The following is a 22,911-nucleotide window of genomic DNA, read 5'->3' as shown; positions in this document are numbered from 1 at the left end:
CGCAACACGACCGGCCGTCCGGATGCTGTCGTGACCTGGCGGCATGGACCACAATGGAGGGCTCGGGCGGGGGACGGTGACCGGGAGGGCCGAGTTGGGTCAGGACGACGAGGGCAGCGGCAACCCACCGGCGCCGGAATCCGTGGCGGCCGCCACCGCCCGCCGGTCGAGGGCCCGGCAGGTGCGCCTGGCCGCCCTGCTGCTCCTGCTGGTGGTGATCGTGGCGGCCACGGTGCGGGTGATCGTGGCGACCGGCCCGCCCACCTGGGACGAGCTGCGTGAGCGGGCGGGGCTGACCAACCGGGACAGGCTGGTCATCGGGGTCAAGGACGACCAGCCGGGTGTGGCGCAGAAGCTGGAGAACGGCGCGTTCGAGGGCTTCGACATCGAGATCGCGTACATGATCGCCGAGGACCTGGGGTTCGACGCGCCGGAGGTGACGCTGCTGGCGATCGAGAGCGAGGACCGGGCCCGCCGGCAGGCGCGCGACGCCGGCGGCAGCTTCGTCACCGTCGACCTGGTGGTCGCCTCCTACAGCATCACCGAGCAGCGTCAGGGGCAGGGCGTGGTCTTCTCCTTCCCCTACCTGGAGACGGAGCAGTCGGTGGTGACGCTCGCGTCCGACAGCCGCAAGGTCGCCAGCCTGCGCGACCTCGACCGGGCGAAGGTCTGCACGCTGGGCACGTCCACCTCGGAGCGGCGCCTGCGGGACGCGGGCGCGAGCCCGATCGGCCGCAACCGGATCAGCGAGTGCATCCAGGCGCTCTACGACAGGGAGGTCGACGCGGTCACCACCGACGCGGCGATCCTGGCCGGCTTCGTGGGCCCCCGCCCGCCGGGTGAGCTGCCGCCGGCGGTGAAGCTGCGGGGGCGCCAGGAGTTGCAGCACTGGGACATCGGCGAGGAGGCGGCGGAGAAGTGGGGCGTGAACACCGGCCCCGATCCGGCGATGCGGGACCTGGTCAACCTCTCCCTGCAGCAGTCGGCGGAGGGGCCCGACGGCTACCGGTGGAAGGCGGCGTTCGACCGGTACCTGGCCTCGGAGCAGCAGTACAGCAACCTGCAGCAGGTGGCGGTCGGCCGGCAGCCGGAGCCCGAGGAGAAGGTGGAGGTGCGGCAGTGGCCGTGGGAGAGATGGGCCCTGCCGTCTCCGAGCCGGCCGCGATCGGGCGCGCCGACCGTCGCCCGGGCACCAAGCAGGCACAACAGGCGCAGCAGTGGCTGCTGACGCTGCTGCCCGCGTTCCCGGTGCTGCTGCTGGTGCTGCGGCTCTGGCGGCTCAGCCGGCAGGACATGCCGACGATGCTGCTGCTGGTGCAGTACGTCAGCCCGCTCGGGTTGCTCAGCGCCCTGCTGATCGCGCTGGTGTGGGCGTTCCCGCTTGTGGTGCTGGTGCTGACCGTCCTCGGCCGGCTGCTCCAGGTCAGCGCGCCTGACCGGTTCGACCCGGATCGCTCGCTGCTCGCCTACGGCACCGTGCGTACCCCCGGTTGGGTGCTGGTGGCGGCGATCGCCCTGGCGGCGCTCACCTGGCAGTTGCGGTTCCTGCCGCTGCTGATGATGCTCGCCCTCTGGCTGCTGGCGCTGCGGACCCGGCTCCGGTACCCGGACCGACCCCGCCTGCTCCTGGTCACCACCCTGGTGCTGCCGGTCGTGGCGGCGACCGCGAGCTACGCCTGGCTGGCGCCCGCCGTGCCGGCCGCGGTCCGCGACGGCGAACTGGCCACGGCCCTGTTGCTGGTCGTGCCCCCGCTGGGAGCCGTGGTGCTCACCGGCCCGGTGCCGCGCCCGGTCGCCCCGGCGCTGACCCACAGCCTCGCCTACGCGGTGGCGGCGGTGGTGCCGCTGGTCACGGGGGTGGTCTTCCTGCGGGTGCCGCTGCTGCCCGCGGTCGCCGTCGAGGTCGGCCCGGAGGCGGGCCCGGTGCGGGAGGTGGTACGCGGCCAGGCGGTCACGGTGACCGACCGGATGACGATCGTGCTCGACGGGCGGGGCGAGGTGCGCTTCCTGCCGAACGACCAGGTACGCGGGCAACTCCTCTGCCCCGACCCGGGGCGGATCCCGGTCACCCGCGTGGACGTGTACGGCTGGCACGTGGAGGAGACGGCGCTGGACTGGATGATCCCCCGGCAACCGGTGGGGCGGGCGGACCCGCGCTGCCTCGGCCGGGTGCCCGCCGGGGACCCCGCCGAACCGTCCGCGCCGCCGTCGCCCGGGCCCGCCGGGTCGTCCGCGCCGCCGTCCTCCGGCCCCCGCTGACGGCCGGCGGGCGGGGGAGGCGACGGGGGCGGGCGACACCGGCGTGCGGGCGCGGCGAGGGGAGCGGTCAGCCCCGTCGGGCGGTGCGGCCCTTGAGGTGGCGGCCCAGCTCCCGGGCGATCTCCCGCTCGGCGTCGCGCTCGGCGAGCGCCTGCCGCTTGTCGTACGACTTCCTGCCCTTGGCCAGGGCCAGCTCGACCTTCGCCCAGCCGCCCGAGAAGTACATCGACAGGGGCACCAGCGTCAGGCCGCCCTCGCGGGTCCGCTCCAGGATCCGGGCGATCTCCACCCGGCGCAGCAGCAGCTTGCGGGTGCGCCGGGGCGCGTGGTTGGTCCAGCTGCCGAAGCCGTACTCGGCGATGTGCAGCCCGTAGAGCATCAGCTCGCCGTCGCGCTCCTGGGCGAAGGCGTCGACCAGCGACGCCCGACCCTCGCGCAGCGACTTGACCTCGGTGCCGGCCAGCACGATGCCCGCCTCGTAGGTCTTGAGGACCGTGTAGTCGTGCCGCGCCTTCTTGTTGGAGGCGATCAGCCTGCGCTCGTTCTGCCGGGCCGCGTTCACCCGGCCGAGGATATCGGCTGCCGGCCGGGGCTGGCCGGCCCGGCGCCGATGCGGTGGCCGGGTCCGGCCGAATCCGATGGCGCCGGCGGCGCCCGGCGGGGGAGACTCCGCCAATGGATCACCGGGCGATGGTGCGGCTGAGCAAGCGGATGTCCCTGGCGTTGCGGCACGAGCCCGCCCGGTTCGGCCTCGTGCCCGACCGGGCCGGCTGGGTGTCGGTCGACGACCTGCTCGCCGCGCTGGGGACCGACCGCGCCGACCTGGACGCCGTGGTGGCCGGCAACGACAAGCAGCGCTTCGCCGTGGAACGCGGTGCCGACGGCGTCGAGCGGATCCGGGCCAACCAGGGGCACTCGATCCCGGTCGACCTGGAACTGGCGCCCAGCGCGCCGCCGGCACGGCTCTACCACGGCACCAGCCGCGTCGCGCTCGACTCGATCCGGTCCACCGGCCTGCACCGGGCCGGCCGGCACCACGTCCACCTGTCGCCGGACCTGGCGACCGCCCGACGGGTCGGTGCCCGCCGGCTGGGCGAGCTGGTGGTGCTGACCGTGGACGCGGCGGCGATGGCCCGCGACGGGCACGCCTTCTATCGCAGCGCCAACGGCGTCTGGCTCACCGACGCGGTGCCCGCCCGGTACCTGGCCGACTGAGCGGTCCGGCTCAGCCCGCGCGCCGGGCGAGGAATTCGGCGAGCACCCGGGTGTGGGTGGAGAAGGCCAGCTCCGTCGGCTCGGTGAGCACCAGCCACTCGGTGGCCTCCTCGGTCGGCGCCGACGGCGGCAGCGCCTCGGCCCGCCGCTCGGGCAGCTCGCCGAAGACCATGATCGTGCCGCCGGCCGGGGCGCCGTGCACCGCGAGGAGTCGGGCGTCCGCGGCGTCGGCGCGCAGGCCGGTCTCCTCCCACAGCTCCCGGACCAGCGCCTCCTGCCACTCCTCGCCGTACTCGATGAAGCCGCCCGGCAGCGCGAGCTGGCCGCGGGCGGGCTCGATGTCGCGGCGGACGACCACCACCCCGAGGCCCCGGGCCGTGCGGACCGGCAGCACCGCCACCGCGACGGGCAGCGGGTTGCGCCAGACCGTCGCGCCGCAGGCCGCGCAGGCCCGCGGCCAACCGGCCCCCGCCGGATAGGCGGCGCCGCAGAAGGAGCAGTGGGAGTACGCCACGGCGGTCATGCCGCAGCACGTTACCCGGCGCACCGGTGGCCGCCGCGAGCCGCCGCCCGAGGCGTGCGGCGGCGGCTCCCGGCGGTCACGGGCGGCCCGCGCGAAGTGCGTCCCGGGCCGCCATGAGGGCGAAGCCGAGCAGGTTCGCGCCCTGCCAGCGCGCCGGATCGTCCGCGCGCGGGTCGTCGGCGGTCAGGCCGATGCCCCAGACCCGGTCGAGCGGGCTGGCCTCCACGAGCACCCGTTCGCCGGTGCCGAGCAGGTACGCCCGCAGGTCGTCGTGCTGGTCGAACTTCGCGACGCTGCCCGCCACCACGATGTCGAAGCGCCGGGCCTCCCAGGTCGCCTGGTCGAACCCCCGCACCTCGCGGCCGAGCGACTTGGCGCGTTGGGGGTGCCCGGCCGCCAGGATCCGCTCGGCGACCGCCGCGTCGCCGAACAGCATCGCCTTGTGCCACATCATCCAGTGCTCGGCGGTGGCGTACGTCCGCTCGCCGTCGGTGAACGGGGCCGGCCACCACTGGCTCAGGCAGCCGGGCCCGACGCTGCCGTCACGCTGCGGTCGGTGACCCCAGAAGTGCAGGTAGCGGATCTTCTCGCCGGCGTTGACGGCGGCGACGAGCTCGGTGACGGATCGCGGCGACATGGCGGCGAGTCTGCCCGAGGGGTCCGACGGAACGCGCGCGCTTTTCCGGCCGGCCGCCGGCGCGGTCAGGCCGGCGGCGCCCCGGTGTAGAAGGCCGTGGTGCGCTCTGCGGCGCCCCGGGCGGCCTCGGCGTCGGTGCCGTCGGCGACGCTCGCCTCGCCCCACCGCTCGCTGCTCGCCGTCACGAACTGCCGGCCCTGCTCGGACACCGACCAGGCCTCGCCCTCCTCCGGCGTGACCCCGCTGCCGTCGGCGGCCAGGTACGACGCCAGGCCGAGCAGCGCCAGGTCCCAGCCGACCCCGACCGCGCCCGGGCCGAACTGGTCCCAGCGCTCCTGGTCGACGTGTGCGACGTGCTCCAGCTCGAACCGGGTCCGGTCGTCCCCGACCGGCGTCAGCCGCACCTCGATCCAGCTCACCTCGCCGCCGAACTCCCAGGTGGCGGCGAAGCCCTTCGGCGGATCGCAGCGCTCGATCGTGCCGCCGGCGTTGCCCTCCAGCTGGTAGCGGCCGTCCAGCCGCAGGTCACCGGAGATCGGCATGAACCAGCGGGGGATCCGTTCCGGGTTGGTGCAGGCGTCCCAGAGGTCCTCCAGCGGCGCGTCGTACGTCTGGCTGATGGTCATCACCCGGGCCTCGCCGGCCTCCAGCACCCGCCGGCCGAGCTGGCGGCGTACGGCGTTGATCTGCTCGGTCGCGTCGATCATCGGTCTCTCCCGTGGTCGGTCGTGTCGTCTGTCGTGGGCGGCTGCTCGCGCAGCCGCCGTTCGCGCTTGCCTCGGGCCAGCTCGGTGGCGAGGGCGTGCAGGGGCGGCGTCCAGAACCGGCGGAAGTTGTCGAGCCAGCGGTCGACCTCCCGCAGCGGCCGGGGATCGACGGCGTAGAGACGCCGGGTCCCCTCCGCCCGCACGGTGGCGAAGCCGTTGTCCCGCAGCACCTTCAGGTGCTGGGAGACGGCCGGCTGGGAGATCCCGAACTCCCGCCGGATCACGTCGCACAGCCCGCCGGCGGTCGTCTCGCCGTCGGTGAGCAGTTCGAGGATGCGGCGCCGCACCGGGTCACCGAGTACGTCGAAGGCGTGCACGGAACCCTTTATATCAGCCACCCCTTATTTAAGCGACCCGTGATGGGTCGGTGTGTCGCCGACGCCTGCGCGGAAGCGTCGGGGATACGACTCTCCACGGGTCGGTGCGAAGATCCGCACGACGCTACCCTGGCATCGACGGACATATACTTTCCGTACGATCGTGGGACCCGTGAGCGGAGGCGGGCGTGCCACTCTTCTTCCTGAGCTACGCCCATGAGGACAACCGCAACGGCCAGGTGCAGGAGTTCTTCGGCGATCTCAGCGAGGCGGTGGCCCGGCTGGCCGGCGTGGGCTGGGACCAGGCGGGATTCGTCGACGGGCAGATGCCGCTCGGCGCGACCTGGTCGCAGGAGCTGGCCGACGCCCTCGCCACCAGCTCCTGCCTGGTGGCGCTGACCTCCCCCCGCTACGTGGTCAGTGACTACTGCGGGCGCGAGTTCCGGGTCTTCGCCGACCGGGTCGACGCGCACGAGCGGGAGTTCCGTCGCCGTCCCCCCGCCGTGCTGCCGATCCGCTGGATCCCCTGCGACCGCGTGCCCGAGGCGCTGACCGGCTTCCAGCACAAGAACTTCCCGGCCGGCGCCGTGTACGCCCAGGACGGGCTGCTCACCCTCAAGCAGCGCCGCCGGCACCACGACGAATACCAGGACTTCGTCGACGCGCTGGCCAAGCACATCGTGCAGACCGACCGCGAGCACCGCCTGCTCCGGCCCGCCCGACGGCCGGTGCTCGCCCAGGTCACCAGCGCCTTCGAGACCACCCGCAGGCGGCCGGCACCCGGCTCGTCCGCCGCCCGGTCGCCCCGCTCGACAAGCGCCCGGCACGTCTGGTTCGTCCTGGCCGCCGGCAGCGCGGCGGAGCTGGCCGGCACCCGCAGCGGGGCGGAGGAGCGCTACGGCGCGCTGGCCCGGGACTGGCGGCCGTACCGCCCCGAGCTGGAGGCGCCGATCGGCAGCTACGCCGGGGCGGTCGCCACCACCAAGAGCTACGGCTGGACGGTCGAGGACGCCGTCGACCTCGCCGAGGTGCGGGAGTGGGCCCGGGCGCACAACCAGATCGTCGTGCTCGTGGTGGACGTCTGGTCGGCCGGCCTGCCGCGCTACGAGCTGAGCCTCGTCGGCTACGACCGCGACCCCGACACCACCACCCCGGTGCTGGTGCCGTGGACGGACGCCGACGACGCGGCGGCCGACGGCAACCAGCGGCTGTGGGAGACCCTGGCGCGCGTCCTGTCGCACCACGTGGTGCGCAACGATCCCGCGATGTGGCGACCGGAGATCGCCACCGCCGGCCGCTTCCACGCCGAGCTGGAGGACGCGCTGGTCGTGGCCCAGAGCCGCATCTACCGCACGGGCACGGTCTACCAGGAGCCGCCGTCGGACGGCCCGGTGCACCGCCCGATCCTCGAAGGTCCCTGATGGAGGCGGTCAGCCGATGGCGGTGAACGACGCGGCACGCGGGCAGATCGTCACGTTCTACTCGTACAAGGGCGGCACGGGACGCACGATGGCGCTGGCCAACGTGGCCTGGATCCTGGCCAGCCAGGGGCTCCAGGTGCTCGTGGTGGACTGGGACCTGGAGTCGCCCGGCCTGCACCGCTACTTCCATCCGTTCCTGCGCGACTCCGAGCTGCGCGCCACCCCCGGGGTCATCGAGATGATCTGGGATTACTCGATGGCCACGATGCAGCGCAACCCCGGCGACGACCCGCAGGAGCTGCTCGCCGGGCACGCCAAGATCCAGCGGCGGGCGGTCTCGCTGAACTGGGAGTTCCCGCACGGTGGCGTGATCGACTTCGTGGCGGCCGGCCAGCAGGACTCGGCGTACTCGCGGTTGGTGAGCACCTTCGACTGGTCGAACTTCTACGAACGCCAGGGCGGGGCGGCCTTCTTCGACGCGGTCCGCGCGCAGATGCGCGCCGAGTACGACATCGTGCTGATCGACAGCCGTACGGGCCTGAGCGACGTCGCCGGCATCTGCACCGTGCAACTGCCCGACACCGTCGTCAACTGCTTCACCATGTCGACGCAGAGCATCCGGGGCGCGTCGGCCGTGGCCCGCTCGATCCGCGCCCAGCGCCCGGACGACCCGCCGCTGCTGGTGCCCGTGCCGACCCGGGTGGAGGACGCCGAGCTGCGCAAGCTGGAGACCGGCCGGGACCTGGTCCGGGCCGAGTTCGCGTCGTTCCTCGACCACCTCTCCGACGCCGCGCGGGCCCGCTACTGGAACACCATCGAGGTGCCCTACCGCGCGTTCTACGCCTACGAGGAGATCCTCGCCGCGTTCGGCGACCGGCCGGAGCAGGCGGGCACCCTGCTGGCGGCGTACGAGCAGCTCGCGTCGGTGGTCACCGGTGGCCGGGTCACCCGGCTGGAGCCGATGCCGGAGGAGGAACGGCGCCGCTCGCTGACCGCGTTCGAGCGGTCCCGGCTCACCGCCGAGCAGACCGTGCTGGTCGGCTACGCCTCGATGGACCGGCTCTGGGCGGAGTGGATCAGCGACCAGCTCGAGGAGGCCGGGCTGCGGGTGGACCGCCGCGCGGTCGACGTGCCGGTGCGTGCGGGTGGCCGCACCGAGTTCGACCGGGCCCTCGCCGCCGCCAGCCGGGTGCTGGTCGTGCTGACCCGGCACTTCGCGGCCACGCCGCTGGCGGGGGAGGCGTGGAAGGCCGCCGCCAGCCGGGACCAGGTCGCCGGCACCGGCGTGCTGGTACCGCTGCGAGTCGACGAGTCCCGGCTCGCCCTGCCCTACACCGACCGCACCCCGGTCGACCTCAGCGACGTCGACGCCGGCACCGCCCGGACCCTGCTGCTCGAGGAGGTGGGCGCACCCGCGCACGCGGTGACCGGGCGGTCGGTCGGCCGGTTCCCCGGCTCGTTCCCGGCGGTCTGGAACGTGCGCCAGCACGGCACCACCTTCGTCGGCCGGGCGGCGCAGCTGGAGGCGCTGCGCGACCGGCTGACCGCCTCGCCCGCCTCCGGCGTGCAGGTGATCCACGGTCTGGGCGGGGTCGGCAAGACCCAGCTCGCCGCCGAATACGCGCTCCGCTTCGCCCGCGACTACGACGTGGTCTGGTGGATCCCCGCCGACAGCGAGGAGCGGATCCGGGGCGGGCTGGCCGACCTCGCCGAGGCGATGGGGCTCGGCGCCGGCGGCGGAGGCGAGGCCGTCCGGCGGGTGCTCGACGCGCTGCGCCGGGGCGGCCCCGGCCGGCGCTGGCTGATCATCATGGACAACGCCGACGAGCCGTCGCGGGCCACCCGGGCGCTGCTGCCGCAGGGCCCCGGGCACGTCCTGCTCACCACGCGCGACCAGACCTGGAGCGAGTACGCGGGCGCCACCGAGCTGACGGTCTTCGACCGGCTGGAGAGCGTCCAGCTGCTGCGCGAGCGCGTCCGCGGCCTCACCGAGGAGGAGGCGACCCAGGTCGCGGAGAAACTCGGCGACCTGCCGCTGGCGGTGGAACAGGGCGCCGCCTACCTGCGGGCCACGGCGCTGCCGGTGCAGCAGTACCTCGCCTCGCTGGACACCCCCGGCCTGCTGCGCATCCTCGAGGGCCGGCAGTCGGCCGGATACTCCAAGACGCTCGCCGCGACCTGGCTGGTGACCCTGCGCCAGCTGCGGCAGGAGAAGCCCGCCGCCGCGCGCCTGCTGGAGCTGTGCTCGTACTACGCGCCGGAGCCGATCCCGGTCGCGATGCTCACCGGCGAGCGGTTCGCCGTCTTCATGGCCCCGTTCGACCCCACCCTCACCGACCCGATCCTGCAAGGGCTGGTCACCGCCGAGCTGGGCCGCTACGGCCTCGCCCAGGTCGACGCGGAGAACAACACCGTCCGCATCCACCGGCTGGTGCAGCTCGTCATCAAGGACCAGCTCGACGACCCCGCCGAGACCCGCCGCCAGGCCCAGTCGCTGCTCGCCGCCGCCAGCCCCCGCGACCCGGACAAACCGGCCAACTGGCCGCGCTACGCCGAGCTGTGGCCGCACGTACGTCCCTCGGCGCTGCACGAGTCGACGGCCGAGGAGGCCCGCCAGCTCGTCGCCGACACGGTGCGCTACCTCTACCGGCGCGGGGACTACGAGTCCGCGCGCTCGCTGGCCGAGGACGCGTTGGAGCGCTGGCGCGACACCGACGACGACGACCCCACCACGCTGCGGATGCGGTTCCACCTGGCCAACGTCCTGCGCGCGCAGAGCCTCTTCGACCGGGCCTTCGAGATCGACCAGGACGTCTACGACCGGCAGCGGCGGATCTTCGGCGAGCACCACCTCTACACCCTGATGACGGCCCGCAGCCTCGGGGCCGACCTGCGCGCCCAGGGCCGCTACCACGACGCCGAGCAGCGCGACCGGCGCACCCTGGAGCTGAGCGTCCGCAGCTTCGGCGAGGACAGCGGCCGTACGCTGACCGCCGAGAACAACCTCGCCGTCTCGCTGCGGCTCGTCGGCCACTTCCGGGAGGCGGCCCAGCTCGACCAGCACATCTACGAGCGGCGCCGGGAACGCTTCGGCGACGAGGACCCGTCCACCCTCGCCTCCGCCAGCAACTACGGCCGGGGCCTGCGCGACACCGGGGAGCTGTGGCGCTCGCACAGCGTCCTGCAACGCACCTCCGCCAACCAGCAGAAGATCATCGGCCCCGACCACCCGGAGACCCTGCGTACCGCCAAGGAGCTGGCGCTGACCCTGCGCCAGCTCGGCCGCTTCGCCGACGCGCACCGGGTGCTCGAACGCACGGTGGTGCGCTACCAGCGCACCCTCGGCGGCGAGCACGCCGACACCCTCTCCTGCGAGATGGCGCTGGCGACCACCTGGTCGGCGGTGGGCGACAACCCGACCGCGCTGCGGATGGCGCGGCGGCTGCGCGACGCGTACACCGAGGTCCTCGGCGCCGACCACGCGATCACCCTGGCCTGCCTCAACAACCTCGGCGTGTTCCTGCGCAAGGGCGGCGAACACCCCCAGGCGCTCGACCTCGCCCAACGGGTCCGCGACCAGCTCCTCGCCAGCCTCGGCGAGCGGCACCCGCACACCCTGCTCGCCACGCTCAACCTCGCCAACGACCTGTTCGCGCTCGGCGAGCGCGACGCCGCCCTGCTGTTGGACACCACCGCGTACGTCGAGTTGATCCGGGCCCTCGGTGCCGAGCACCCGGACAGCGTCTCGGCGGCGCTCAACCTCGCGGTCAGCAGGATCGCCACCGAGAGCGAGGCCGACGCCGGGCGCGCCCTCTACGACGACGCGTTCGGCCAGCTGGTGCAGCTGTTCGGCGGCGACAACCCGCGGGTGGTCCAGGCCCGCCAGCGCGACCGGTTCAACGGCTACATCGAGCCCGCCCTGCTCTGAGCGCCCGCCCTGCTCTGAGCGCCCGCCCTGCTCTGAGCGCCCGCCCTGCGCTGGGCCCGCCCTGCGCTGGGCCCGCCATGCGCCGGGCACGGCCGGGAGGGCGCGCTAGTCGGGGCCGCCGGCCAGCCAGGTCGCGACCGCCAGCGGGTCGGCGCCGGGCAGCCGCCGGCACAGCGCCCGGACCAGGTCGGGGCGGGTGGTCAGCACCCGCGCGGCGGCGGTACGCCCCAGCCGCCCGGCGGCCAGCGCGACGCCGACCAGCGCGTCGGCGTCACCGGGGTCCCCGGCGAGCCGGCGGCGGTAGCCGACCAGGGCGCCGCCGGCGTCCCCCGCCGCGTACGCCCGGTCGGCGCGGTCCACCCGCTCCGTCGCGTCCGCCTCGCCGCTGCCCGTGCCGTCGTGCTCCGTCGTCGCCAGCAGCCGCCGCCGCACCGCCGCCTCCGCGCCGGTGTCGCCGGTCGACGCGGGCCGGGCCGGGCCGGGTACGACGGCGGGTGCGGCGATCGGCGGTGGGGGCCGACCCCGCCGCCACGCGTGCGCCACCTCCGTTACGCCGTCGTCGTCGGGAACCAGGTTGGCCAGCGCCCAGCGCACCGCCCCGCCGTCCGCGACGTCGCGCGCCGCCGCCTCGACCCGCGCGTCGCCGGTGGGCTGCCAGCCGCGCAGGGTGCCGGCCATGCCCGCCACGAAGGCCCGCCCGTCGTCGGTCAGCTCCGCGCTGCCGGCGAGCTGCGCGACGGCCCGGGCGGTCTGCACCCGCCAGTACGCGTACTCGAACGCGCAGCGGATGTCCTCGTGCCGTCGGCAGCGCCACACCTCGGCCACCCCGAGGTGGGCGTACGCGCCCTGCAACAGCGCGCCGACGGGGCGGGGGTCTGACCGCCACGGCGCCCGGTAGCGGGCCGGGCCGCCCGGCGCGTGCAGCGGCAGCAGGTCCAGTAGCGCGCCCAGCTTGGTGTGCTGCAACTCGTGCACCAGCAGCAGCGCGAGCGTCTGCGGGTCGGCCGGCACGGAGAGCGCGATGGCACCCAGTGCGGCGCGGCTGGTGGCGCTGACCGGGTGCCCGGACGGCGGCGGCGTGAGCGGCACCAGCGTACGCAGCAGCGTGGCCAGCCCCCGTGTGTGCGCCGGCAGCCGGTCGGTCAGCCAGTGCCACGCCTGCCCGGTCAGCCGGTCGAGCCGCTCCGCCGTGGCGTCGTCCAGGCGGCTCGCCGGCGGCCGGTGGTAGCGGCTCCGGTGCGGATCCTGGTCGTCGACGAGCACCCCGGTCGGGGGCGCGTCGCGGCCCGGGCTGAGCCGGCGGCTCGGCAGCCACCCGCGTGCCGGGGCGTGCCCGTCGCCCGACCCGTCGGTGGCGTGCACGGCGCCGGCCGACCCGTGCACCGACAACCCCGGCGGCGGGGGCCCGGCGGCCGCCCCCCCCGGGGGGGATGGCCCCGCCCGGCCCCCCCCCCACGCCGGGGCGGCCGGGGCCGCCCCCCCCCCCCCCCGCGGCGGGCCCCCGCCCCCCCCCCCCCCCCCCGCCCCCCCCCCCCCCCCCCCCCCCGCCCCCCCCCCCCCCCGACCGGGGGTCGTAGCGCCGTCCCGTGCCACGCACGAGCGCGGTGCCGGCGCCGAGCCCGACCGCGCCGCCCACCGTGGGCAGCAGCAGCGCACCCTGCGGGCAGGGCACGGCGAGCGTGAAGGCAATGCCCGCGCGCAGCGCGGCGGCCGCCGCCAGCCCGGCCAGGTAGGCCGCGTCGGGGCGGCCGTGCAGGGCGTCCGTGGCCCAGCCGGTGACCGGCGGGTGGGCCAGGACGTGGGCGACGGCCGCCGGATCCGCCCGCTCGGCGAGGGCGAGCAGGGCGAGGCACCGCGCGGCGGGCGAACCGGTCCCGTCCGCGCGGGCGGCGGCGACGGTCAGCAGCCGCCGCCGTCCGAGCTGACCGGTGCGCAGCACCTCGAGCGTGGCGTCGTCGCCGTGGCCCGCGGCGAGGCCGGCGAGCTGGGCGGGGGAGAGCACCACCGACTCACCGCCGCCGGGCCGGGGCGGCGTCGGGCGGAGCGGCCAGGGTGCGGCGGCGCAGGGCGTCGACGTCCGCCGCCACCACCCGTCGTACGTGGTCGATGAGCCGGTAGAGGTCGGGGCAGTAGACCGACGGGTGCGCGAAGCCGGCGCCGGCGCGGAAGCGGTGCGCGTACAGGCCGCCACCGCAGGCGCTGAGCACGGGGCAGGCCCGGCACGCGGCGGCCAGGGCGGCCGGACCGGTCGGCCGGCCCGCCAGTGCCGGGTGCCGCAGCGCCTCGTCGAAGGAGTGGCGGAAGACGTCGAGGCCGGTACGCATCGACGCGTCGTCTGTCGTCTTCAGGGTGTCGGTGCCCTCGATGGTGCCGTCGGTCTCGATCGTCATGACGTCCGGCTCGGCGAAGCCCACCGCCCGGGTGCCGCTGCGGCCGCCGAGCACCAGCGCGATCAGCGACTCGAACAACCGGATCCCGGTGCGGCGGGGCGTCGTGGCGTACCAGCGGTCGAAGACGGCCACCAGCCAGTCGCCGTACGGGGTGTCGGTGCCGCCCGGCCGGCGCCCGGGCGGGGGAGTGCTCCAGTTGCCGTGCGGCAGCAGCAGGTCCAGGCGGGGCGGGTCGAACGCGAGCAGCGACTCGTAGACGCCCACCGGGTCGTTGGCCAGGTCGACAGTGCAGAGCAGTCCCGCCCAGCGGGACCGGTGCCGTGGGCGGCCGAGCAGCCGCAGCGCGGCGGCCACGTCGGCGAAACTGCCCCGTCCGTCGGGGTAGCGGCGGTGCAGGTCGTTGGCGGCCCGGCCGCCGTCGAGGCTCACCCCGACGTCGATGTCGTGGCGGTGGCACAGCGCCAGGAACTCCTCGTCCAGCAGCACGCCGTTGGTCTGCACGCCGACGTCGAGCGCCGCGCCGGGGGGCAGTGCCGCCCGCAGGGCGCGTACGGTCCGGTCGAGGGTCGCCGGGCCGGCCAGCAGCGGCTCGCCGCCGTGCAGCACGACGCGTACCCGGTCGGGGCCGTGCCGTGCCAGGTGCTCGCCGAGGCGCCGCGCGACCTGGGCCACGGTCCCCGGCGCGATCACCCGGGGCCGCTCCCGCCACCGCTGGTCGGCGCTGCGGTAGACGTAGCAGTGGTCGCACGCCAGGTTGCAGCGGCTGTGCACCTTGAGCACGAGTTGCCGCACCCGGGCCGGCGGCGCCGCGCCGGCCACCGGGGCGGGCCCGCAGGACCCCGCCGCCGGTGCCGGGGGGTCGTGCCGGGTCGGCGGACGGGCGTGGTCAGGGTGGGGCGGGGCGGCCGACGTCGGGGCGTCGGCGGACACGTCAGAAGCTCGACTCGAACGCCGACACGTCGAGCTGCCGGCCCGGCTCGTCGCCGGCCACGAGCGTGGCCAGCACGTGGGCCAGCACTCCGTCGCCGGCACCGGCGAGCAGGTCGGCCAGCGGTACGTCCCCCAGCCGCACCAGGGCGGCCCCCGCATCCACCGACGGTGGCGGCAGCTCGGTCTCAGCCACGGTGGACCGTCCGGCGACCGTGTGTCCTGCCGCGCGTCATCGCTGCGCTCACCCCGCCTTTTCTACACCATCGGGTGCCTGCCCCGACGGCCCGACACCGCGCCCCGGGGCGGGCGTCGGCGGCACCCCGACGGCCCCGGCCGAGCGACCCGCCGCCGGTGTGTCCGGCAACGGGGACGCGTCCGGCGGCGCGCGGTGACAGGTGGTGGACCCGGGTGGCACCGGCACTGCCCGGGACCGCGATGACCGGTGACATCCCGCCTCCCGTCGGCGTCGGTGTCGGTGTCGGTGTCCGAAGCATAGGGGCGCGGCGGCCTCCGCAGCGACCACCCTCCGTAAACCCGACTCAGGGTCTGTCGTACCCGTGGTCCATGATCCTTGTCGTCACAGCGACGCCGGCGACCCCTCCGGCGTGCGGATGGTCATGGGCGGCGCCGGGAGCGGCGGACGGGAGGTCGGACAGTGGCTGACGCGGAACGGACCGCGTGGCGACGGCGCAGCACGGTGCGGGTGGTGCCGCCCGCGCGGCCCCGCAAGCTGGCCAAGGTGCCCTTCCTGGAGCTGGCCGACGGGCGGTTGCAGGGCGTGGTCTCCAGCGGGTCGGACGTCGACCGGGTCTACGTCTCGTCGATCGCCTCCGGCACCCACGCCTACCACTGCAGCACCAACAACAACCGCCCCTGCGGCGGGCTGCGCGGCGCGCCGTGCAAGCACCTGCACGCCCTGGCCGACGAGGCACTGCTCCAGTACGGCGCCGACCGCGTCGCCCGCTACCTGCGGGTCGACGTCGGCGCGGGGGTGGACACCGCCCGGGAGCTGCTGGCCGCCCTCGCCGGGCGGCACGAGCCGACCCCCGCCGCCGTCGTGTTCAGTCGCTTCCTGCGCCACCTGTCCTACCTGGAACTGCCCGCCAGCGCGGTTCCCCTGCCCGAGCTGCACTGGTTCCCGGCCACCGGGGCGGGCCGCTGATGCTCGGCACGCAGCTCACCGTCCTGCGCGACGGCACCCCGACCGGCCTGACCGACGCCCTCGACCTGGTCGCCGGCCTCGACGACGCCCTGCTCCGCGGCCTCGCCCGGGTGGGTGAGGCCGACGCCGCTGCGCTCGCCGCCCTGGCCGGCGCGCTGACCGCCACCCCGCTCGGCGACCGGCTCGCCGAGGCGGTGGCCAAGGTGACCGCCGGCTCGGTGGCCGAGGAACACCTGCTCGCCCTCGCCGGCGCCCGGTGCGCGCTGCTCGGCGCCGCCCACGACGCGCTGCTCGGGCAGCTCGACACCGCGCTGGGCCGGGCCCGCGCCCCCTGGGCTCCCGGCGCGGTCGAGTCCCCGGGCGCCGGGTCAGCGGCCCGCGCCGGCGCCCGCGCCTGGCTGCACGAGGTGGCGGTGACCGGCTGGGGCGGCGTCGACCACGAGCTGGTGGCCGCCGCGGGGGCGCCGGTCGAGGCCGCCCTTGCCGAGCCCGGCCTGCGCCGGCTGGCGGTGCTGCTCGACGGGCTCGCCGCCGAGCTGCGCGCCTGCGTGCCGGTCGCCACGATGGCGCAGCCGCCGTTGCGGCGCTGGGCCGACCTCTGGGCCCGGGGCGTGCTGCTCGCCCAGGACGCGGCGGCCGAGTCCGTCCCGACCGCCGTCGAGGAGGTCTCCGGGCGGCTGCTCGTGCTCGGCGTCGACGTGCACGAGCACGACACCGCCGTGCAGGCGCAGGTGCACGCGATCCTCGAACCGGCCGACGGAGGGCCGCCGCGGCTGGTCCGCTGCGCGGTCGGCGCGGTCAAGGTGGAGACGATCGTCGGGCCCGCGCTGTGGCGGCTGCTGGACGCCCATCCCGTGCTGCTGGCCGCGCTGGCCGAGCGGCGCAGCCTCACGGTCACCGGGCTGCCGCTGCACGGGGCGGACCTGCTCTGGCGGGACGACCGGGTGCGACCCGGCGAGCCGGCCGACCCGTTCGCCACCGCCCGGGTCCTGTTGCCGACGGCCGTCGCGGCGGCGCCGGCGCCCCTGGAGCGGCATCCCGTCGGGATCGCCGAGCCCGTGCTGGTGGAGGGCTACACCGTACGCGACGACGACGGCACGACGACCTTCGACATCGGCGGCCAGTCGATCGCCGTCGAGGTCCACCGGCTGCCGTCCTGCGGCCCGCTCACCCCCGCGCTGGTGGCCGCCTCGTCCGCGTGCCTCGGCCTGATCCGGTGGGACGACGGACGGTGGTCGCTGCAACCCCTGGCGGTGCGGGCCACCGTCAAACGTCAGCCGGTCGAGGCGCACACCGGCGACTGGGCGGGCGGGGTCACCGACCCGAAGATCGCCAAGGCCGAGGCCAAGGCGGGCGACGCCGTGGCGGTGCTGCGTGAGCGCGCGGGACGGTTGCTGCGCCGATGAACGACGACTCCCCGACCCCCGCGGACCTCGCCGACGCCAACCGGCGCCAGGTGCTCTACTGGCGGCTGCTGGCCCGGCTCTTCGACCCCGACGAGCAGCCCACCCTGGAGTCGGCCAGCATGGCGGTCGTCGAGGACCTCGGGCTGCCGGCCGCCCTGCTGGATCCGGCGGTGTCGGTGGACACCGTCGTCCAGCGCTTCCCGGCCGTCGCCGACGAGCTGCGCGGCCTGCTCACCCCGACGCCCGACGCCCCTGCGGCCGCCGACCTTCCCGACACGCCGGCTGGCGGCCTGCCCACCGAGCCGGCTGCCGGAGTCGCCGCGTCGGCTCCCGAGCCGCCCGACGGGCCCGCGCCCGGCACCGCCAGCACAGCGGCACCCGGCGAGGCCGCCGCGCCGGGCGCCGGCCCTGCCACCGCGCCTGCCGTCGAGGCGGGTGGCGACGGGCCGCCGGGCGCGTCGGGTGCGCCCGGCGCCGCCGAGGTACGCCGCGCCGCGCTGGTGTCGAAGCTGCTGCTCAACGTGTTCGCCACCGGCCACGGGGCGGTCGACGCCGGCCAGTTGGCCCGGTGGCAGTCCGACGCCGGCTGGTTCGAGCAGGCCCTCGGGATGGAGCCCGGCGGGCTGCGCCGGCAGGGCGGCGGCGACGGTCTCGGCGGGGTGCTGGCCGGCATCGAGGGCGACCTGGTCCGCCGGATGCACCTGCGGGAGGTGCTGGCCGACCCGGTGCTGGCCAGCCGGCTGACGCCCAGCATGTCGCTGATCGAGCAGCTGCTGCGGGACAAGGCCAACCTCTCCGGGGTGGCCCTGGCCAACGCCAAGGCGCTCATCCGCCGGTTCGTCGACGAGGTCGCCGAGGTGCTGCGTACCCAGGTCGCGCAGACCAGCGTCGGCGTCGTCGACCGGTCCGTGCCGCCGAAGCGGGTCTACCGCAACCTCGACCTCGACCGCACCATCTGGCAGAACCTGACCAACTGGAGCCCGGAGGACGAGCGCCTCTACGTCGACCGGCTCTACTACCGGCAGACCGCCCGCCGGGTCACGCCGGCCCGGCTGATCGTGGTGGTGGACCAGTCGGGCTCGATGGTCGACTCCATGGTCAACTGCACGATCCTCGCGTCGATCTTCGCCGGCCTGCCCAAGGTGGACGTGCACCTGATCGCGTACGACACGCGGGCGCTGGACCTCACGCCGTGGGTGCACGACCCGTTCGAGGTGCTGCTGCGTACCAAGCTGGGCGGCGGCAACGACGGCCCGGTCGCGATGGCGCTGGCCCGCCCCAAGATCGTCGAGCCGAAGAACACGGTCATGGTGTGGATCTCGGACTTCTACGAGTTCGACCGCTCCCAGCCGCTGTTCGACGGCATCGAGGCGGTGCACCGCTCCGGGGTGCGGTTCATCCCGGTCGGCTCGGTCAACAGCTCGGGCCAGCAGAGCGTCAACCCCTGGTTCCGGCAACGCTTCAAGGACCTGGGCACGCCGGTCATCTCCGGTCACATCCGCAAACTCGTCTTCGAGCTCAAGAGCTTCCTCACCTAGGAGAACAACCCCTCATGTCCGAGATGCTCCGTGCCCCCGCCGAGGTCAAGTACGCCGAGGAACTCGACTTCCTGGAGTCGGTCGACACCGATCCGAAGCCGTTCTCGTGGCGGCTGAGCCCGCGGATGGTCCGCCTGTTCATCCTCGGCTCGGAACGGGCCGACGGGCTCGACCGGGAGATCCCGCAGAAGTGGTTCGGCGACCGCACGTTCGTCGAACGCAGCATCGTGACCCTGGCGTCGGACCGGGGCCTGCTGCTGATCGGCGACCCGGGCACCGGCAAGAGCTGGCTGGCCGAGCTGCTGTCCGCCGCCGTCTGCCGCAACTCGACCCTGGTGGTCCAGGGCACCGCCGGCACCACCGAGGACCACATCAAGTACTCGTGGAACGTCTCCATGGTCATCGCGCGGGGCCAGTCCCGGGAGTCGATGATCCCGTCGCCCATCATGACGGCGATGGAGCAGGGCACCGTCGGCCGGTTCGAGGAGCTGACCCGCTCCACCAGCGACGTGCAGGACGCGCTGATCTCGATCCTGTCGGAGAAGTACGTCTCCATCCCGGAGCTGGACCACGACAACATCGTCTTCGCCAAGCCCGGCTTCTCGATCATCGCCACCGCGAACAGCCGGGACCGGGGCGTGAACGACCTCTCCTCCGCGCTCAAGCGGCGGTTCAACTTCGTCCGGATCCCCGTGGTGACCAACAAGCGCAGCGAGGCCGAGATCGTCCGCTTCCGCACCGAGGAGCTGCTGCGCCGCCACCAGATCACGCTGGACGTGCCGCCCACCCTGCTCGACATCCTGTTGCAGAGCTTCGCCGACCTGCGCGCCGCCGCCACCTCGGCGACCAGCGACGACGAGAAGCTGGAGTCGGCGCTGTCCACCGCCGAACAGATCGGCGTCCTGGAGGACGCCATCCTGCACAGCCAGTTCTTCGGCGACCGCACCCTGCGCGCCGCGACGCTGGCCGGGTCGCTGGTCGGCTCGCTGGCCCGGCGCAGTCCCGAGGACCTGGCGATCCTCAACAAGTACCTGCACGGGGTGGTCGAGCCGCGCGCCAAGCAGGACGGCGGCTGGGAGGGCTTCCTCGACGGTGGCCGCCAGGCGATCGCCGCCCTGTCGTGACCGCCCCCACCACCGCGGGGCCGTTCGGCGCGCTGCGCGAGCAGCTCACGGCCGCCGCGGGCGCTTTCGCCGGCAGCTCGGGCGCCGTCGCGGAGATCCTGGCCGGCATCGTCGACGACGTCGACCGCGCCCTCGGCGAGGAACTGGAGATCTTCCCGGTCTGCCACCACTCCCCGGCGTCCGCGCTGGCCATGGTCCGCAGGCTGCGCGCGAAGCAGCCGAAGGTGATCTACCTGGAGCTCTGCGAGGACCTCCAGCCGCTGCTGGGCGAGCTGCGCAACTGCAGTTTCCCGGTGGCCGTGCAGGCCTTCGCCTCGGAGCTGGACGGCTTCCCGGCCGACTGGGGGCCGCTCAGCGTGGTCGCGCCGATCACCGAGGCCAGCGCCGAATACCAGGCCATCGCGTACGCGCTGGAGACGCCGGGCGTCGAGCTGGTGCTGGTGGACCGCTCCACCGACCACGTCTTCCAGTGGTCGCCGCGCCGCCCCGCCGACGAGGCCCCGGCCGGCGGGGACGTCGAGGCCGCCGCGCCGGCGGGGGAGGAGGCTGCCCTGCACGGCGACGCGGTCGGCGTCGAGATCGGCGACCTGCGGCCCCGCTTCGCGGAGCTGGAGGCCTACCTCCTGCACCACGGCAAGGTCCGGCACTGGTCGGAGTGGTGGGACCAGTACGTCGAGCAGCCGCTGGCCGACGCCGACCACGACACCTACCGGCAGGTGATGGTGCTGATCGGCAGCCTGTTCCGGCGGCTGCGCCCGGCCGGGGCGGAGCGGCAGGACCGCGACGAGGACCGCGAGCGCTACATGTGGACCCGGATGCGGCAGCACCTCGCCGCCTCCGGGGCCGACCCCGCCGACTGCCTCTACGTCTGCGGCGCGTTCCACGCCGCCAGCCGGGTGGAGCAGTTCGGGCTGCGGTCCGACGCCCCCTTCGAGATCAGCCCGCGCACCGGCACCCGATGGCACTACGGGCTCATCCCGTCCAGCCACTCCGCCATCGAGGCGCAGTTCGGCCTCGCGCCCGGCTCGGTGTCGATCGCCTCCGCCACCTGGACGAAGGCGGTCGCCCGCACCAAGCTGAGCCCGTTCCGGCTGGAGGGGCAGCGGGGCGGCCGGACCCGCACCGGCGGCCGCCGCCGCGCCACCCCGGCACCCGCACCCGCCGCCGGGGTCGCCGACCGGCTCTCCGGCTACCTGGCGCAGCCGCCGGCGACGCAGGGACTGGACGAGGCGGAGCTGCGCGGCTGGTGCGTCGACATCGTCCGGCTGGCCCGGCGCAACGGCTACCTGGCCAGCACCGCCGACGCGATCGCCGTCTTCGAGACCTCGATCCTCCTCGCCGGCCTGCGCAACCGCGCGCGCCCCACGCCGTACGACTTCGCCGACGCGGCGGTCACCTGCATCGAGAAGGACGTCGTCCCGGGCCGCCGGGACGTCCGCCGGCTCTGCGAGATCCTGTTCGGCGGCGACCGGGTCGGTCAGGTGGGCTACGAGGCCCTTCCGCCGCTCGCCCGCGACGTCCACGACCGGCTCGCCCCGCTCGGGCTGGACCTGGAGAAGCGCACGATCCAGCGGGCCCTGGTGGACCTGCGGGCCAACCCCGAGCTGGTGCCCTGCTCGGATCTGCTGTGGCGGCTGCGGCACCTGCTGCCCCGCGACGCGGTCCGGCCCATCATGGGCGAGCGCCGGTTGGGGCAGCGCTCGATCCAGGAGAGCTGGGACCTGGCCCTCGGCCGCAGCCAGCGGGCGCTGATCGAGCTGGGCTACGAGGGGGTGACCGTCGAGCAGGTGCTGGAGCAGCGCCTGCGCCGCGCCGTGCGGGGCCCGGAGGCGACGGCCTCGGTCGCGCTGGAGGCCGTCGAGGACGCCATCCGGCTCCTCGACAGCCCGCGCCTGGTCGACGAACTCGGCGCCCGGGCGGTGGAGCTGCTCGCCGCCGAACGCACCGTCGACGACGCCCCCGAGGTGCTGCGCCGGATCCGGCGGCTGCTGGCCCACCACCGCGCCACCGGGCCGCTGCCGGCCTGGTGCGAGGCGTTCGTGACCACCGGGTACGCGCACTACTGCACCCTGCTGCCCACGGCGTTCGTCGACGAGGAGAGCGGCGTGCGTCAGGTCGGCGCCATGCTGGGCTTCCTGTTCGGCATGGAGAGCCTGGCGATCTCCCTGGGCTGCGACCGGTCCCAGCTCGAACTCGCCGTCGCGCAGTCCCATCCGGAGACGCCGGCCAAGGTGGCGCTGCTCTGGGCCGCCCGGCACCAGTTGGGCCTGCTGCCCCTGGCCGAGTTGCGCGAGCGGTGCGCCGCGCTGCTCGCCAACCCGCTGGTGGTGCCCGCCTTCCCGCAGTACCTCAGCGGCTTCGTGCAGGCCCTGGAGCCGGTGCCGGGGCTCGCGCCGTTCGTCGTGGAGGTGATGTCGTCCGCGTTCGCCCGGTTGCCCGACCCGGTCCTGCTGCCGTGGCTGCCCACCCTGATCACCACGTTGCGCGAGCACGGCGCGGAGCTGGTGCCGCTGCTGGTGCGGGAGGCGGGGCGTACGTTCCCCGGCTCGCTGGCCGCGCTGGACGCCTGGGTGCCGCCGTGGTCGGCCTCGGCGCCGCCGTCGACGCCGGCGGTCCCCGCCGCCGTGTCCGGGCCGGTCGCCGCGCTGCTGGAGGCCAACCCGCAGAGCGTGGACGCCGTCGCCGCGCTCCTCGGTTGCGACGGCGGCTGGCGCGAGCCGGACGCCGCCACCACCGCCGTTCCCGCCGGCCTGACCGCGCTGCTGGCGGCGCATCCGGAGACCGTCGACGCCGTGGCCGACCTGCTGGCGGCCACCCCGCGCTGACCGGCGCCGGCCGTCGGCGGAGCAATTTTCCGGCGGGTTGTCGATCCTGGCCCGCTCCGTTCGTGTGGAGGATGAGAGGCCGGCGGCACCGTCGGCCGCCGACGCGGGGAGGGGCCATGAAGCAGTACCTGCTCAGCATCCACCAGCCAAACGGTGACGGGCTGCCGGACCCGGAGTTCCTGGCCGGGGTGATGCGCGAGTTGGGCGCCATCCGGGAGGAGTTGGAGGCGTCCGGCTGCTGGGTGTTCGGCCAGGGGTTGCACGCGCCCGACACGGCGACCGTGCTGCGGCCGTCCGACGGCGAGGTGCTGGTCACCGACGGGCCGTTCGTCGGGGGCAGGGAACACCTCGGCGGGATCACCATCCTCCGGGCGCCCGACCTCGACGCCGCGCTGGCGTGGGGCCGCCGGTACGCGCTGGCCACCACCCTGCCGATCGAGGTGCGCCCCTTCCAGGGCGAGAGCTGACC

At 75.1% G+C, this 22,911-nt stretch carries 19 protein-coding genes; 11 read left to right on the top strand and 8 right to left on the bottom strand.

From position 1 onward, the window contains the following. The first annotated feature begins 94 nt into the window (after window positions 1–94). Together AB0B83_RS00815 and AB0B83_RS00810 are read left to right on the top strand one after the other, a co-directional pair. Window positions 95–1,228, top strand: coding sequence for a transporter substrate-binding domain-containing protein (locus AB0B83_RS00815; protein ID WP_357576357.1), 1,134 nt, complete (start codon window positions 95–97; stop codon window positions 1,226–1,228). Continuing rightward, entirely contained in the window at window positions 1,120–2,259 is a 1,140-nt protein-coding gene (locus tag AB0B83_RS00810) for a hypothetical protein (protein ID WP_357576356.1), read from the top strand. The genes AB0B83_RS00815 and AB0B83_RS00810 overlap by 109 nt, the downstream gene beginning before the upstream one ends. A gap of 67 nt (window positions 2,260–2,326) precedes the next feature. Here AB0B83_RS00810 and smpB read toward each other — a convergent pair whose 3' ends face one another. Continuing rightward, a complete protein-coding gene (gene smpB / locus AB0B83_RS00805; RefSeq protein WP_357576355.1) occupies window positions 2,327–2,821 on the bottom strand; it encodes an SsrA-binding protein SmpB in 495 nt (164 codons plus the stop codon). A gap of 113 nt (window positions 2,822–2,934) precedes the next feature. Between smpB and AB0B83_RS00800 the strand changes: the two genes are divergently transcribed. Continuing rightward, on the top strand, window positions 2,935–3,474 hold the full coding sequence (locus AB0B83_RS00800) for an RNA 2'-phosphotransferase (RefSeq protein ID WP_357576354.1): 540 nt from the start codon (window positions 2,935–2,937) through the stop codon (window positions 3,472–3,474). Window positions 3,475–3,484: 10 nt separating this feature from the next. Here the strand turns inward: AB0B83_RS00800 and AB0B83_RS00795 are convergent, their stop codons facing one another. The 4 genes from AB0B83_RS00795 to AB0B83_RS00780 form a co-directional block, all read right to left on the bottom strand. Further along, on the bottom strand, window positions 3,485–3,997 hold the full coding sequence (locus tag AB0B83_RS00795; protein ID WP_357576353.1) for an NUDIX domain-containing protein: 513 nt from the start codon (window positions 3,995–3,997) through the stop codon (window positions 3,485–3,487). Window positions 3,998–4,073: 76 nt separating this feature from the next. Continuing rightward, window positions 4,074–4,634 carry an NADAR family protein gene (locus AB0B83_RS00790; RefSeq protein WP_357576352.1) on the bottom strand — a complete coding sequence of 187 codons (561 nt, stop codon included), beginning with the start codon at window positions 4,632–4,634 and terminating at the stop codon, window positions 4,074–4,076. Window positions 4,635–4,699: 65 nt separating this feature from the next. Beyond that, complete coding sequence (locus AB0B83_RS00785; protein WP_357576351.1) at window positions 4,700–5,341, bottom strand: SRPBCC family protein; 642 nt, start codon at window positions 5,339–5,341, stop codon at window positions 4,700–4,702. Then, window positions 5,338–5,718 (bottom strand): metalloregulator ArsR/SmtB family transcription factor, encoded by a 381-nt coding sequence (locus tag AB0B83_RS00780; RefSeq protein ID WP_132234872.1) that lies wholly within the window; start codon window positions 5,716–5,718, stop codon window positions 5,338–5,340. The genes AB0B83_RS00785 and AB0B83_RS00780 overlap by 4 nt, the downstream gene beginning before the upstream one ends. 188 nt (window positions 5,719–5,906) lie before the next feature. Here AB0B83_RS00780 and AB0B83_RS00775 point away from each other — a divergent pair, with 188 nt between their 5' ends. Then, the gene (locus tag AB0B83_RS00775; RefSeq protein ID WP_357576350.1) at window positions 5,907–7,139 is read left to right on the top strand and encodes a TIR-like protein FxsC; all 1,233 of its coding nucleotides are present in this window, start codon (window positions 5,907–5,909) and stop codon (window positions 7,137–7,139) included. Between the two features lie 16 nt (window positions 7,140–7,155). After that, on the top strand, window positions 7,156–11,067 hold the full coding sequence (gene fxsT / locus AB0B83_RS00770; RefSeq protein WP_357576349.1) for an FxSxx-COOH system tetratricopeptide repeat protein: 3,912 nt from the start codon (window positions 7,156–7,158) through the stop codon (window positions 11,065–11,067). Window positions 11,068–11,172: 105 nt separating this feature from the next. On the opposite strand, the gene AB0B83_RS00765 is transcribed toward fxsT, so the two are convergent. The 3 genes from AB0B83_RS00765 to fxsA form a co-directional block, all read right to left on the bottom strand. Continuing rightward, complete coding sequence (locus AB0B83_RS00765) at window positions 11,173–12,450, bottom strand: HEXXH motif-containing putative peptide modification protein (protein ID WP_357576348.1); 1,278 nt, start codon at window positions 12,448–12,450, stop codon at window positions 11,173–11,175. A 626-nt stretch (window positions 12,451–13,076) separates the two neighbouring features. Further along, on the bottom strand, window positions 13,077–14,387 hold the full coding sequence (locus AB0B83_RS00760) for an FxsB family cyclophane-forming radical SAM/SPASM peptide maturase (RefSeq protein WP_357576347.1): 1,311 nt from the start codon (window positions 14,385–14,387) through the stop codon (window positions 13,077–13,079). Window position 14,388: 1 nt separating this feature from the next. Beyond that, window positions 14,389–14,580, bottom strand: a complete 192-nt coding sequence (fxsA, locus tag AB0B83_RS00755; protein ID WP_132234860.1) for an FxSxx-COOH cyclophane-containing RiPP peptide — start codon at window positions 14,578–14,580, stop codon at window positions 14,389–14,391. A gap of 462 nt (window positions 14,581–15,042) precedes the next feature. Between fxsA and AB0B83_RS00750 the strand changes: the two genes are divergently transcribed. From AB0B83_RS00750 to AB0B83_RS00725, 6 genes are all read left to right on the top strand, one after another. Beyond that, window positions 15,043–15,549: a hypothetical protein gene (locus AB0B83_RS00750; RefSeq protein ID WP_357576346.1), complete on the top strand. Its 507-nt coding sequence runs from the start codon at window positions 15,043–15,045 to the stop codon at window positions 15,547–15,549. After that, window positions 15,549–16,955 (top strand): hypothetical protein, encoded by a 1,407-nt coding sequence (locus tag AB0B83_RS00745; protein ID WP_357576345.1) that lies wholly within the window; start codon window positions 15,549–15,551, stop codon window positions 16,953–16,955. The genes AB0B83_RS00750 and AB0B83_RS00745 overlap by 1 nt, the downstream gene beginning before the upstream one ends. Next, the gene (locus tag AB0B83_RS00740; protein ID WP_357576344.1) at window positions 16,952–18,493 is read left to right on the top strand and encodes a VWA domain-containing protein; all 1,542 of its coding nucleotides are present in this window, start codon (window positions 16,952–16,954) and stop codon (window positions 18,491–18,493) included. The genes AB0B83_RS00745 and AB0B83_RS00740 overlap by 4 nt, the downstream gene beginning before the upstream one ends. Window positions 18,494–18,507: 14 nt before the next feature. Beyond that, window positions 18,508–19,617 carry an AAA family ATPase gene (locus AB0B83_RS00735; RefSeq protein ID WP_357576343.1) on the top strand — a complete coding sequence of 370 codons (1,110 nt, stop codon included), beginning with the start codon at window positions 18,508–18,510 and terminating at the stop codon, window positions 19,615–19,617. Beyond that, complete coding sequence (locus AB0B83_RS00730; protein WP_357576342.1) at window positions 19,614–22,442, top strand: hypothetical protein; 2,829 nt, start codon at window positions 19,614–19,616, stop codon at window positions 22,440–22,442. Before AB0B83_RS00735 ends, AB0B83_RS00730 begins: the two co-directional genes overlap by 4 nt. 116 nt (window positions 22,443–22,558) lie before the next feature. Further along, window positions 22,559–22,909: a YciI family protein gene (locus AB0B83_RS00725; RefSeq protein ID WP_357576341.1), complete on the top strand. Its 351-nt coding sequence runs from the start codon at window positions 22,559–22,561 to the stop codon at window positions 22,907–22,909. Window positions 22,910–22,911 lie beyond the last annotated feature (2 nt).

This window comes from Micromonospora sp. NPDC049060 (assembly GCF_040649055.1).
GTDB lineage: Bacteria > Actinomycetota > Actinomycetes > Mycobacteriales > Micromonosporaceae > Micromonospora > Micromonospora reichwaldensis.
The sequence above is the reverse complement of the archived record's forward strand: the minus strand, read 5'-3'. Positions and strand labels throughout refer to the sequence as shown.